Source organism: Embleya sp. NPDC020630, from assembly GCF_044334985.1.
In the GTDB taxonomy this organism is placed as follows: Bacteria; Actinomycetota; Actinomycetes; order Streptomycetales; family Streptomycetaceae; genus Embleya.
This window is the reverse complement of sequence record NZ_JBIRUB010000042.1, coordinates 25389-36970: the sequence shown is the minus strand read 5'-3', so window position 1 is coordinate 36970 and position 11582 is coordinate 25389. Positions and strand designations below refer to the sequence as shown.

At 72.4% G+C, this 11582-nt stretch carries 10 protein-coding genes and 1 pseudogene; 7 read left to right on the top strand and 4 right to left on the bottom strand.

What is annotated here, in order from left to right:
- Positions 1-155: 155 nt before the first annotated feature.
- A pseudogene (locus tag ACH4XV_RS47080) lies at positions 156-553 on the top strand (ATP-binding protein); the annotation flags it as partial.
- Positions 554-589: 36 nt separating this feature from the next.
- Here ACH4XV_RS47080 and ACH4XV_RS47075 read toward each other — a convergent pair.
- Positions 590-943 (bottom strand): VOC family protein, encoded by a 354-nt coding sequence (locus ACH4XV_RS47075; RefSeq protein WP_395800553.1) that lies wholly within the window; start codon positions 941-943, stop codon positions 590-592.
- Positions 944-1254: 311 nt separating this feature from the next.
- Here ACH4XV_RS47075 and ACH4XV_RS47070 point away from each other — a divergent pair, with 311 nt between their 5' ends.
- The 3 genes from ACH4XV_RS47070 to ACH4XV_RS47060 all read left to right on the top strand — a co-directional run bounded on the left by ACH4XV_RS47070 (position 1255) and on the right by ACH4XV_RS47060 (position 4752).
- The gene (locus ACH4XV_RS47070; RefSeq protein ID WP_395800551.1) at positions 1255-2391 is read left to right on the top strand and encodes a winged helix DNA-binding domain-containing protein; all 1137 of its coding nucleotides are present in this window, start codon (positions 1255-1257) and stop codon (positions 2389-2391) included.
- Positions 2392-2493: 102 nt separating this feature from the next.
- A complete protein-coding gene (locus ACH4XV_RS47065; RefSeq protein WP_395800549.1) occupies positions 2494-3486 on the top strand; it encodes a quinone oxidoreductase family protein in 993 nt (330 codons plus the stop codon).
- A 171-nt stretch (positions 3487-3657) separates the two neighbouring features.
- Positions 3658-4752, top strand: a complete 1095-nt coding sequence (locus ACH4XV_RS47060; RefSeq protein WP_395800547.1) for a LuxR C-terminal-related transcriptional regulator — start codon at positions 3658-3660, stop codon at positions 4750-4752.
- Positions 4753-4762: 10 nt separating this feature from the next.
- Here the strand turns inward: ACH4XV_RS47060 and ACH4XV_RS47055 are convergent, their stop codons facing one another.
- Positions 4763-5854 carry a DUF5937 family protein gene (locus ACH4XV_RS47055; RefSeq protein WP_395800545.1) on the bottom strand — a complete coding sequence of 364 codons (1092 nt, stop codon included), beginning with the start codon at positions 5852-5854 and terminating at the stop codon, positions 4763-4765.
- Between the two features lie 243 nt (positions 5855-6097).
- On the opposite strand from ACH4XV_RS47055, the gene ACH4XV_RS47050 reads away from it, so the two are divergent.
- Positions 6098-7408 carry an MFS transporter gene (locus tag ACH4XV_RS47050; protein ID WP_395800559.1) on the top strand — a complete coding sequence of 437 codons (1311 nt, stop codon included), beginning with the start codon at positions 6098-6100 and terminating at the stop codon, positions 7406-7408.
- A gap of 33 nt (positions 7409-7441) precedes the next feature.
- Here ACH4XV_RS47050 and ACH4XV_RS47045 read toward each other — a convergent pair whose 3' ends face one another.
- A complete protein-coding gene (locus ACH4XV_RS47045; RefSeq protein WP_395800543.1) occupies positions 7442-7993 on the bottom strand; it encodes a hypothetical protein in 552 nt (183 codons plus the stop codon).
- A 332-nt stretch (positions 7994-8325) separates the two neighbouring features.
- On the opposite strand from ACH4XV_RS47045, the gene ACH4XV_RS47040 reads away from it, so the two are divergent.
- Positions 8326-9549, top strand: a complete 1224-nt coding sequence (locus tag ACH4XV_RS47040) for a cytochrome P450 (protein ID WP_395800541.1) — start codon at positions 8326-8328, stop codon at positions 9547-9549.
- Between the two features lie 141 nt (positions 9550-9690).
- Here the strand turns inward: ACH4XV_RS47040 and ACH4XV_RS47035 are convergent, their stop codons facing one another.
- Complete coding sequence (locus tag ACH4XV_RS47035; RefSeq protein WP_395800539.1) at positions 9691-9858, bottom strand: hypothetical protein; 168 nt, start codon at positions 9856-9858, stop codon at positions 9691-9693.
- 747 nt (positions 9859-10605) lie between these two features.
- On the opposite strand from ACH4XV_RS47035, the gene ACH4XV_RS47030 reads away from it, so the two are divergent.
- A complete protein-coding gene (locus ACH4XV_RS47030) occupies positions 10606-11421 on the top strand; it encodes a chitosanase (RefSeq protein ID WP_395800557.1) in 816 nt (271 codons plus the stop codon).
- The last annotated feature ends 161 nt before the right edge of the window (positions 11422-11582 follow it).

The window sequence follows — 11582 nt, the reverse complement described above, 5'->3', positions numbered from 1 at the left end:
GGAGCCCTCCGGCTCGGAGCCCCGCACGCCGGCGGCGGCCCACCACCGACTCTGACCAGCCCCCCACCGGCCACCCGCAACCCAAGGCGCAACGCGCGTCAAAGCATGTCGTCGCCGGCCTGGCCGTGGCTTTGTGGGCCGGGCCATGACTGCGGATGCCGTCGCGCTGGAGGCCCGCAAGGCGGCCCAGGCCGAGATCGAACCCGGCTCCGGAGCAGGCCGCCGATGCCGCCATCGACAGTGCCTGCCGCATGCTGCGGCTGCCGTCGATCCATGAGGAGTTCCCCGACATCGCCGAGCGGGCGCTGATGGAGGGGATGAGTTACCGGGGCTTGCTTGCCGAGCTGTTGATGGCCGAGTGCGATGGCCGGGGTCGCCGCCGGTCGGAGCGGCGGATCAATGCGGCGAACTTCCCGCGGGGGAGGTCCCTTCGGGCGTTCGACTTCGACGCGAACTCACCATCGACGCGGCCACCGTCCACACTCTCGCCGGTTGCCGATGGACCAAGAACGGGCAGCCGCTCTGCCTGATCGGGGACACCGGCACCGGCCGTCCGGCACCTTCGTCCGGACGGCTGCCCGGTCCTCGCTCAGCTCTTCCGCGCACTCAGGACACAGAATTCGTTGCCCTCCGGGTCGAGGAGAGTCACCCAGTGCTGTTCGTTCTGCACGGTGTCGGCGCGCCGGGCGCCGAGGGAGAGCAGCCGGGCGACCTCGGCTTCCTGGTCGTCGGGGCGGAAGTCGGGGTGGAGCCGGTTCTTCGATGTCTTGCCCTCGGGGACAGGCACGAAGAGCAGCCCCGGCATCCGGTCCGGCTCGGGCCGGATCTCGATGATCTCCTCGGATTCGTCGACCACCACCCAGCCGAGAGCCTCGGCCCACCAGCGCCCGAGGGCGACGGGGTCGGAGGAGTCGACGATGATCTGTTCCCATTCGAGTGCCATGGGCGTGAGCATAAACAGGGTCGGCCGGCTGCCAGGGCTGGGGGTGAATGCCGTCGACCGCCGGTCCGGTGTGCGGATCGTGTCCCGCGAGAGCGGTGAGTAGCGCGATGTGGTGGCAGCAAGTCGCGAGAAGCGATCGCTGCTACACCACGCCAGGGGACACCCCCCCCCGCACGCCGGCGGCGGTCCATCATCGACTCGGACCGGCCCCGCACCGGCCACCCCCGGTCAAGAGCGCAACGCCCGCCGGGAACAGCCGCCGCGATTAATGCGGAAGGGAGTCTGCCGCATTCCCGTACATGCTTGTGACCATGGAGCCCCCTTCCCGCGCACCCCGCCCCCCGGTGTCCCGCCCCCCGGTGTCCCGCCGCGTGCTCAACCGGACGCTGATCGCCCGTCAGCTGCTCGCCGAGCGCACCTGCCGGCCCGCCGCGCAGGTTGTCCGGCACCTGGTCGCCATGCAGGCGCAGGAGCCGAACTGGCCTTATGTCGGCCTGTGGTCGCGCATCGCGGAGTTTCGGCACGCGGAGTTGACCGACCTGTACACGGACAAGGACGTGGTCCGCGGCCCGCTCCTGCGCGGCACCCAGCACCTCGCTGCCGCCGAGGACTATGCCTGGATCCGACCGCACTTCCAACCCGCGCCCGGGACCGAGCTGCGCGCGAGCTACTACGCCGCCGAGACGCGGGGCCTCGAACCCGACGAACTCGCTGCCACGGGGCGCAAGTTGCTCGCCGACGGGCAGCTCGCCCGGCGCGAACTCGGCCGGCTCCTGGGTGAGCGGTATCCCGGTCGTTCCGGGTATGTGCTCGCGGCGGCGGTCCAGCGCATGTTGCCGATCGTGCATCCGACGCCCAACGGCGTGTGGGGCGGCTGGGGCAACCGGCCGTCGGTGCCGATGGCCCTGGCGCCGGTCTGGACCGGGCGGGCGATGGACCCCACCCGTGACGTCCGCGAGCTGGTCGAGCGCTACCTGGCCGCGTTCGGCCCGGCGAGTGTGGCGGACGTACAGGCCTGGTCCGGGCTCAAGCGGCTGCGCGCGGTGATCGAGGCCATGCCGCTGCGGGTGTTGCGCGACGCGGACGGGCGCGACCTGTACGACCTCCCCGACGCCGAACTGGCCGCCGAGGACGCCCCCGCCCCGGTCCGGTTCCTGCCCGCCTTCGACAACGCCGTACTCGGCCACGCCGACCGGACCCGGATCCTGCCCGACGCGTACCGCCGCCGGGTCCTGCCGGGCAACTCACTCGTGTTGCCCACGTTTCTCGTCGACGGGTTCGTTGCCGGTACCTGGTCCGTACACCCCGCCGGCCTGCGCCTGACCCCCTTCGCCCCGCTGTCCGCCGAAACCACCGACGCGGTCATGGCCGAGGCGGCCCGGCTGTGCACGTTCGCCGCGCCGGCCGACTCCGCCGCCCGCGACGTCGAGATCCTGCCCCAGGGGTGATGACGAGTGCGCTGCCCATCCCCCACCTGAGGGATGGGCACCCGCCCAACCGCCGCGCACGATCGATCGGGTCGGAATCCGCCCACCCGAGGAGCGCGCAGCATGCAGGCCGTCATCGCCACCCGCAACGGCGGACCCGAGGTGCTGAGCACCGTCGACACCCATCCCACGCCGCGGCCCACCCGGGGCCGGGTCCTGGTGGCGGTCGCCGCGAGCGGGATCAACTACATCGACATCAGCCAGCGCCGCGGCGTGTTCGCCGTACCCACCCCGTTCGTCCCCGGTGTCGAGGGCGCCGGCACCGTCCTGGAAACCGGCCCGGACGTGGCCGGCGTCGCCGTCGGCGACCGGGTCGCCTGGGCCATGGACGGCTCGGTGACCACCGCGTACGGCGCCTACGCGCAGCGTGCCGTGGTCCGCGCCGACCGCCTGGTACCGATCCCGCCCCGCCTCGACGCGGAATCCGCCGCCTCGGTCCTGATGCACGGGATGACCGCGCACTACCTCACCCACGACGCCTACCGGATCCGCCCCGGCGACACCGTCCTGGTACACGCCGCCGCCGGCGGTCTGGGCGGCCTGCTCACCCAGTACGCCGTCGCCCGTGGCGCCCGCGTGATCGCCACCGTCTCCGGACCCGACAAACACGCCCGGGCCCGTGCCGCCGGCGCCGCCCTCGTGCTCGACTACGCCGGATTCGCCGACCGTGTCCGCGAGGCGACCGCCGGGCAGGGCGTGGACGCGGTCTACGACGGCGTCGGCGCGGCCACCTTCGACGCCGGCCTGGCGAGCCTGCGTCCGCGCGGCACGATGGTGCTGCTCGGCGGGATCAGCGGCCCGGTCCGCGACTTCGACACCGGCCGACTGCTCGCCGGCGGGTCGCTGCACCTGACCCGACCGGGGATCGCCGACTACATCCGCGACCGGGACGAACTCCTGCTCCGCGCCCGCGACGTGTTGGCCCGCACCGGGAACGGCACGCTGCGCCCGCACCTGGGCGGCCGGTACCCGCTGGCCGAGGCCCGCCGAGCACACGAGGACCTGGAGAGCCGCCGAACGACCGGGAAGCTTCTGCTGATCCCGGAGGTTGACTGAATCCGAAACCGAATCCGAAACCGAATCCGAAACCGAACCCGAAACCGAACCCGAAAACCGGATCCGAAAGCCTGCGACCCGACCAACCCCCGACCAACCCCCGACTGGCCACGACCAACCCCCGACCGGCCACGACCAGTCCCGACCCGCCCCCGATCAGGACGGAATCCCATGACCCGCCGACCCGACACCGACGCCTGGAAGCGCGACGAGCTGCTCGCCCGCGCCGCCGACGCGCCGGACGCGCTCGCGTTGTTCGCCGGCGCGTCCACCCGGCTGCGCCGCCTGGTGCCCTTCGACGCCGCCGTGTGGCGCGCCACCGATCCGCTCACCGGGCTGATCGCCGCGCCGATCCGGGTGGAGAACCTGGACGAGGAGGGCTGCGCCGCGTTCTGGACCAGCGAGTCGGACCCGGACACGGTCAACGCGTTCCGGGACTTGGTCGACGCCCGCGTCCCGGCGGCCGCGCTGCGGGAGAGCACCGGCAATCGGCCCGAACTCGGCCCCCTCTACGACGCGTACCTGCGCCCGCGTCGCTTCGGCGACGAACTGCGCGCGGTGTTGCGGGTGGGCGGGCGGCCGTGGGGCAGCGTGAGCCTGTTCCGCGACCGGGACCGGCCCGCCTTCACCGCCGCCGACACCGAACTGGTCGCCGGCCTGTCCGCGCCGCTCGCCGGGCGGCTGCGCGGGTTCCTGCGGCCGGCGGAGGTCTCGGCCGACGCGGTCGCCGAGGCGGGGGAGGCCACCGGCGTACTGCTCTTCGACCGCGCCGGGCGCCTGGTCTCGGCCAACGAACAGGCCCGCGCCCGGATCGCGAGCGTGACCGGCGAGCCGGGCGACCCCATGGCGCCGATGACACCGATCTGGATCGCCACCCTGGCCGCCGCCGGGACCGGCCGGGTCCGGGTGCGCACCAGGGCCGGGCGCTGGCTGGTGTGCCACGCGTCCCGGCTGAGCGGCGACGACGCGTTCACCGTGGTGATGATCGAGGCGGCCCCGGCGTCCGAGGTGTCCACGATCATCGTCGAGACGTTCGAACTGACCGCGCGCGAGACGGAGATCACCCGGCTGGTCACGAGCGGCCTGGCCACCGACGAGATCGCCCGCCGGCTGCACATCTCCACGCACACCGTGCGCGATCACATCAAGTCCGTGCTGGGCAAGGTCGGCGTCGCCAGCCGAGGCGAACTGGTCGCCAAACTCTTCACCGAATACGTGGCCCCGGCCACCGCGCCGGCGGTACACCGGGTCCGCACGGCGAGCTGACCCGCCCACCTCACCGCAGCACGGCCGTCAGCAGATCGGTACCGAGCGCCGCCGTCGCCTCGGTGTCGAGTTCGTGGATCACGTACCGGCCACGCCGCCGCGCGGTCAGCAGGCCGGCCCGGCGCAGTACCGCCAGATGTCGGGAGACCTCCGGCGCGCTCAGCGACCACGTCGAGGCCAACTCGCCGGTGGTGTGCGCGCCGCGCGCGAGGGTGCGGACCAGGCGCAGCCGTACCGGATGCGACAGTGCCGCCAACCGCAGCCGCACCGACTCCATCGGCACCGCCTCGGCCGGCTTGTGATCGGCGACCGCGACCGGATACTGCACGACCGGCCGCCACCCGCGCGCGTGCACCACGATCAGGTGCGGCGCGCCGAACACGGTGGGCAGGAACGTCACCCCGTCGCCCATCGCGCTGGTCGTGGTGTCCTGGAGCTTGTCCACCACGATCCGCTGCCGGTGCTCGTCCACCTCGATCGCCCCGGACACCGCCGTCAGCGCCTCGGCGACACCGCGCCGGGCCAGCAGATCGTTCTTGCGCCGCAGATCCGCCGTCAGCCGGGGCAGGACCCGGGCCCAGGCCGCGGCGAAGAACACCGCCTCGCACTCCTCCAACATCCGCCGTACCCGGGCCCGCACCATCGGCGGATCCGCGATCAGCCGCTCCGCGAAGGACGCCTGCCGCGAGCCCCGGGCGTACGCCAGATCCAGGGTCCGCTCCCGGGTGGGCGCGTCCCGCAGCGGCGATGGCCTGCCCAGCAACAGCCGGTCCGTACCGCAGGTGGCGACCAGTGCGGCGGTCACGTACGTGTCGTCGTCGAGCAGGTCGACCCGGTCCAACTCGGCCGCCAGTGTCGGTTCGGGATGTCCCGGCAGCAGGAAGTCCGCCTGCGAGGCCCGCCACAGGAACTCCGCCTCCAGCAACTGCTCGGCCAACTCCGGCCGCAGCGCGGATCGGGTCTCGACCGCCCAGTCCCGTTGTCCGGGATGGTGCGCGGGCTCGGCCAGCACATGCAGCATCGCGGTCAGCTCGGCCAGCGGGGACACGGCGAACAACAGCCGCTCGGCCGGCACGCCGGTGATGTCGATGGTCAGGCTCACCCCGGGATCATCGCAGGTGGTGGCGGTACGGCCGATCTCGATTGACGACCATCGTCAATCGACGTGACGGCCGACGGGCACGCCGGCCACGGTGTCGCCATGACCACGACCCCGGCCCCCGCGACCTCCGACGACACCGCGTCCACCCCGACCACGGGCGACGGCCGCGCCGGGCCCGACGCGGGGCCGCTCGGGCCGACGCCGGTACACGAGCGCCCCCCGCGCCCGCGCCTGACCACCCTGATGCGGGCCTCCGGCGGCCCCCGCTACACGACGGCGCTCGCCGTGGACGCGCTCGGAACCGGGATGTTGCGCCCGTTCCTGCTGCTGTACGGGATCCAGGTGCTCGGCCTCGGCGTGGCCCGCACCGGCACCGCGATGTCGATCGGCATGCTGTTCGGCCTCACCGCCGTGCCGTTCCTGGGCCGGTGGCTCGATCGCGGCGCGCGCAGCGCGGCGGTGGCCGCGGCGATGTCCGTCCGGGTCGTCGGCGTCGCGGTACTGCTCGGCAGCGCCGCATGGGGTGGCTCCGCCGTGTGGGCGTTCACCGTCGCCGCGCTGTTCCTGGGCATCGGCGACCAGTGCTGGGCGCCGGCGCACGCGGCGCTGGTGGGTACGGTCGCCGACGAGCGGTATCGGGACGCCGCGCTCGCCGCCGGCCGGTCGTTGCGCAACGCGGGCCTGGGGGCCGGCGCGCTGATCGCCACGATGGCGATGGCCGGGGGCACGGGGGCGCTGCGGATGCTCGCGGCGGTGACCGGCATCGGCTACGCCGTCGCCGCGTTCCTGGTCCGCTCGCTGCGGGTGACCGCGACGGGCCGGTCCGGGGATCGGGACACCTCCGGGCCGAACAAGCCGAAGTCGCGCGCCGCCGGGGGCTCGTGGATCACCGCGCTCGACGTGGCCAACCTCCCGTACGCGTTCTGCTTCAACGTCCTGGAGGTGGCGCTGCCTGCGGTGCTGGTCTCCCACCTGCACGCGTCGCCGGCCTGGTCCGCCGGCATTTTCGTGGGCAACACGGTCATCGTGGTCGCCACCCAGATCTCCGTCGTGGTCTGGCTGTCCCGATACCCCAGGCGCTCGGCCCTGGCCGGCGCGGGGCTCGTGCTCGCCGTGTCCTACCTGGGCTTCTGGGCGGCTGGCGGCCTGGGCGGCAATGCCGGGGCGGCGGCCATCGGACTGGTGTCGGTGCTCTACACGGCCGGCGAGATCATGTACACCGGCAGCGCCATCGCCCTGATCGTGGCCACCACGCCCGCTCATCGCCTCGGCCGCGCGCTGTCCCGCTTCCAGTTGTCTTCCGGGCTCGGCGCCGCGGCGTCGCCCGCGGTACTGATGGCGCTGTTCGCGGTGGGGCCGGGGTTGTTGTGGGCCTCGTTGGCGGCGGCCACGCTGGCGGCGGCGGTGGCGGTACGGCGGTGGGCCCCGGACGATCACCGGGCGCCGGACTCTCGCAGGGCGCCGGATCCTCGCAGGGCGCCGGACTCACGCGGAGCCGCCCGCCCCGGCACGGCCGACGGGGCCCGGTCGGTGATCGACCGGACCCCGTCGTGAGGGTGGTGCCGCGACCCGTGCCGCGAGCGCCGACTACGCCGGGGGCGCGACGCCCGCGAGCGCGGTCGTCACGCTCGTGACCAGGCCGAGGAGGTCCTTGGCGATGGTGGTGACCACGGTCGGCACGTCGGGGTTCGGAGTGCCCGGGGGAACCGCGACGAGCGCCTGAACCGCCTTGAGCAGGTCCTGGCCGTCCTTGAGCAGCGCGGCCACCGCGTCGGCCGGCGACAGCGGCACGGCCGACGACCCCGCGCGCGCCGGAGGGGCGACGGGGGCGGCCGGGAGCTTGTCCAGCAGCGCCTTGGCCAGGGCCTCCAGGGAGGCGACGGCGTCGTTGACCTTGGCCACGTCGGGCGGGACGGCCGTGGCCGCCGCGACCAGGTCGCCGACCGCCTTGGTCACCGCACCGACCGCGCCCAGCTGGTCGAGCAGCTGGGTCGCCGCGTCCGGCACGGCCACGGGAGCCGCGGCGACGGTGCGCGGTGTCGTCGAGGCGGTGCCGACCTCGGTGACGGCCACCGCCGCCCCGACACCCATGAGGAGAGACAAGCCGGTGGCGGCGGCGACGATCCGGGTGTTGCGCATGACTGATGGACCCTTCCATAAGGAAACGGGGAGTGCCCATCAACGGTCACCCGGAATATCACATACAGCAACCGGGATATCACACAATGTATTGATGCCCGGTGTGTCGCCCGCCTGCTCCCGCGTATCGACGATGGCCTCCTTGCGCGAGCCGCACGATTTGCGTGACGGGGCACGGCCATCGTCGGGGTGTACGGGGCCGCCGCGCGCCGCTTGTGAGCCGCAGACCCGGACCGGGGAACTCCGCAAGCCGTGGCGAAGGTTGACGGTGTGGCAGGTGGCCGGCGCCGATTGTCCGGGCCGGCCGTCGGACGGGGACGAGAGGCAACCATGTGGACGCGACCGCGATCGTCGAACTGCTCGACACACCCGAGGCCCGGGCGAATCCTTATCCGCTGTACGAACAGGCCCACCGGTTGGGCCCGGTGGCGCGGGTGAGCGACACGCTCGTGCTGGTCACCGGGTACGCCGCCGTCGACCGCGTGCTGCGCGACCGGGACTTCGGCGTGGTCGATGCCGAACTGAACGCCACGATGTTCGGCGACCATCGCGAACCGCCGTCGCTGGAACTGTTCGGCCGCTCGATCCTGCAGGCCAACCAGCCCGCGCACGCCCGGATGCGCGCCCCGATCGCGGCCGTGTTCACACCCCGCCGGATCGCCGCCATGCGGCCGGCCGTCGAGCGGGCGGTGGACCGGCTCCTGGACGACCTGGCCGAGGCCGGACGTGGCGGCGAACCGGTCGACTTCATGGACCGGTTCGCCTTCCCCCTCCCGGTCGGGGTGATCTGCGAACTGCTCGGTGTGCCCGAGGCGGATCGACGCCGGTTCCGGGGGTCGGCGCACGACCTCATGACGGCCCTCGAGTTCATGACCGTCGAGCGCGACCTGACCGCCGCGGACCGGGCCGCCGGGGAACTCCAGGACTATTTCGCGGAGTTGGTCGCGCAGCGGCGGGCGCACCCGAGTGAGGACCTGGTCGGCGCCCTGGTCGCGCTGCGCGACGCGGACCCGGACAGCGGGATCACCGACGCCGAGCTGATCGCCAACCTGGTGCTGCTCCTGGTGGCCGGGTTCGAGACCACCACGAATCTGCTCGGCAACGGCCTGGCGCTGCTGTTCGGGCACGACGGCGCGCGCACCGCGTTGACCGAGGGGACATTGCCGCCGGGCGACTTCGTCGAGGAGGTGCTGCGGTACGACTCGCCGGTCCAACTCACCTCGCGGATCGCGCTCCGCGACGGCCTGGAGATCGAGGGCGTCGCGGTGCCCAGGTTCGCCGAGGTGCTGCTGCTGATCGGCGCGGCCAACCGTGACCCGGTGCGCTTCCCCGAGTCGCAGCGGTTCGATCCGTGGCGGGCCGAGATCGCGCCGCTGAGCTTTGGCGCGGGGATCCACTATTGCGTCGGCGCCATGCTCGCTCGACTCGAGGCGACGGTGGCCTTCCCGCGATTCCTGGCCCGCTTTCCCGTGTCGGCCCAGGCGCCGGGCGCGGTTCGGGACGACCGCCTGCTGCTGCGTGGGTACGGCGAACTCCCGATCACCGTGGGCGGTTGATCAACCGACAGCAGACAGCCGAGAGCCGACAACGGGGCGACGCCCCGGCCGACGGGCGGCCGGGGCGTCGCGGGGGTCTGTCCCAACTTGCGGTCGCGCTGGGCGACATGGATCGATTCGAGTGGGGTCACGCGGGTCGGTTCACCCGGCCGCGGAGTCCCCGTGGGCGGCGCGCTCGTAGATCCGCTTGCCTCGGCCCGGCGGCACCGCGGGCTCCAGCTCCGGCAGAACCTCGGCCAGGAGTCGCTCGAAGTCGTCGTTGTCGAGCCACTCGGGCTCGGCCTCGGGCTGTCGCTGATGCTCGTCCATCCCCCGATGCTGCCACGTGACGATGTGGTTGGCTGCCACAGAAGCCCAATCGATTGGCAAACGGCATCCCAACCCATTCAGGGCAAGACGACCAAGCCCTGTTCGGAATGGGCCGGTTCGACCTGATTCACCGGCTCGCACAGGGGGTGGGGCGGCCTGGTGACGTCCACTACATTCACGCGCGTCGACCCTGATCGGTTCCCGAATCCGTCGGCGAATCCGACCGATGGTCCCCGCAGCCCCGAAATCCGGGGGCGGCGCGGGGAGTTTGCGCGTCCGTGGCCGAGAATCTCGCCGCAGGAGCGGCCCGGGCCCGGCGGAGGTCCGTCCGGGGTTGTCCGAATGGCTGTCCGAAACACCCCTGGCACGTGTCGACTTCCCCGGGTGCCGGTCCCCGACGCCATCGGCTTCCGCGGGCGTGGGGGTTGGATCACGGTGTGCGAGCGGTTGGGGTGCGGCGACGTGGCGGTCGACGTCGGCGTGCCGGGCCTGGCGAACACCTGATGGATCATCAAATCCTGGTGACGGGACGGTGAATCGTGGTGGGCGAGTTTGGCCGAGATGGGCTCTACCCCTTGGCGACGGAACCCCGCAGTGCTTCAATGTGACTCGTCCTAGTTAGGAAACTTTCCTAACAAAGGATTCCAGCCGGCACGCCAAGCCCCCCGAACATGGCCGTCATCGGCCGGAACGGAGACGCACGTGCACGCTCAACTCGGACGCAGCCGCAAGCGCCTGACCCTGCTTGTGGCCACCGGCCTGCTGATCGCCGTACCCGGGCCGCTGGCCCACGCGGCGACCACCGGCGCGGCATCGTCGGGTTCGACCGCCTCGGCCACGGCCGCCGCGCGCGTCGACCTGGACGACCCGCACAAGAAGGACATCGCGATGCAACTGGTGTCCAGCGCGGAGAACTCCTCCCTGGATTGGAAGGCGCAGTACAAGTACATCGAGGACATCGACGACGGCCGCGGCTACACGGCTGGCATCATCGGCTTCTGTTCCGGCACGGGCGACATGCTCGACCTGGTCGAGCTGTACACCGCGCGCAAGCCCAACAACGTGCTGGCCAAGTTCCTGCCCGCGCTGCGCAAGGTCAACGGCTCGGACTCGCATTCCGGGCTGGGCAGTTCCTTCGAGAAGGCCTGGGCCACCGCCGCGGGCGACCCCGACTTCCGCAAGGCGCAGGACGACGAACGGGACCGGGTGTACTTCAACCCGGCGGTCAACCGCGGCAAGTCGGACGGCCTGGGCGCGCTGGGCCAGTTCATGTACTACGACGCCATCGTCATGCACGGCGACGGTGGCGACCGGGACAGCTTCAGCTCGATCCGTGCCAACGCCCTGAAGAAGGCCAAGCCGCCGGCCCAGGGCGGCAACGAGACCACCTACCTCAACGCCTTCCTCGACGCCCGCAAGGTCGCCATGAAGCACGAGGACGCGCACAGCGACACCAGCCGGGTCGACACCGAACAGCGCGTCTTCCTCAAGGCCGGCAACCTCGACCTCAACCCGCCCCTGAACTGGAAGGTCTACGGGGACAGCTACTCGATCAAGAGCTGACCCCGACCCGCGGCGGTCCCGGATCCCCCCGACCCGGGACCCCCACCCTTCCCGTGCACCGCAAGGCCGCCGCCCTCCCGCGGCGGCCTTCCGCATGCCCGGGGACTCGCCCACGCGGTGGCCGCATACCGCGTCAAGTTCACAACCATACGGTTGCCGGT